The sequence below is a fragment of the Kitasatospora sp. NPDC040550 genome, assembly GCF_055594965.1.
Map to the genome: position 1 here is coordinate 1 of NZ_JBVIWC010000070.1, position 1,101 is coordinate 1,101.

The 1,101-nt window shown below is 68.6% G+C and carries 1 protein-coding gene; it reads left to right on the forward strand.

Translation table 11 applies throughout. The features are described 5' to 3' along the window. Positions 1–248: 248 nt before the first annotated feature. Positions 249–1,101: IS110 family RNA-guided transposase (locus tag ACZ58X_RS40230; RefSeq protein ID WP_470338521.1), on the forward strand; the 853-nt coding region annotated here is incomplete at its 3' end.

The following is a 1,101-nucleotide window of genomic DNA, read 5'->3' on the forward strand; positions in this document are numbered from 1 at the left end:
AGATACGACTGTGAGGATGGTCGGGTGCCGCCCCGGGCGGTGGTCTGGCCCGAGATACGACTGGCGTTGATGCCTTGAGCTTGATCTGCCGACCACTGCCCGGGGCGGGGCGTGCCGCCGCCGGACGGGTGGGCGTGTCCCGATAGGGGCCTTCGCGACGCGCACCGTCACAGTCCTGACCGCCTCACCGGCCCGGCGCCGGCCCCTCAGTGCCCCCGGTGTTCAGGAGACAGACGACCGTGCCCAGCATGACCCGGCAAGCCCCTCAGCTGCACGAAATGACCGGCCGCCCAGAGGAGATCGTGTTGGGGGTGGACACCCACAAGGATGTTCACGTCGCTGCGGTGATCACTTCCACCGGAGCCACGCTGGATACCCGAAGCTTCCCGACCACGCGGGACGGATACCGACAACTCCTATCCTGGGCAAGGGCCTTCGGGATCCTGCAGCGGGCTGGAGTCGAGTGCACCGGCTCGTACGGTGCCGCCCTGACCCGCTACCTTCACAACGAAGGCGTCGCGGTGACCGAGGTCAATCAGCCGGACAAGGCCCTGCGGCGCCGCCGAGGGAAGACCGACGCAATCGACGCAGGGGCGGCCGCCCAGGCAGTGCTCTCGGGCCGCGCCACCGCCACCGCAAAGACCGCCGACGGTCCGGTGGAGGCGGTTCGGCTGTTCAAAATGGCCAAGAGCTCCGCAGTCAAGTCACGCTCGCAGGCGATCAACCAGCTCAAAGCTGTTCTGGTCTCCGCTGACCCCGCACTGCGTGAATCGCTGGCAGGCCTCAGCAATCCCAAACTCATCCGTCGATGCTCCGAGCTGGAGGCCGCTACCGGGACCACCCCGGCCATGGCCGCACGCCACACCCTGCGGCGGCTGGCCGAGCGGATCCGCCATCTCACCGAGGAGATCAACGACCTCACCGCACGGATCACCTCGGCGATCACCTCCTACGCGCCGAAGCTCCTGGACTGCTACGGCGTCGGCCCCGACACCGCGGCTGCCTTGCTGATAGCAGCTGGCGACAACCCGGACCGGATGGGCGGCGAGGGCTCCTTCGCCGCCCTCTGCGGCGTCAGCCCGGTGGAGGCGTCATCCGGCA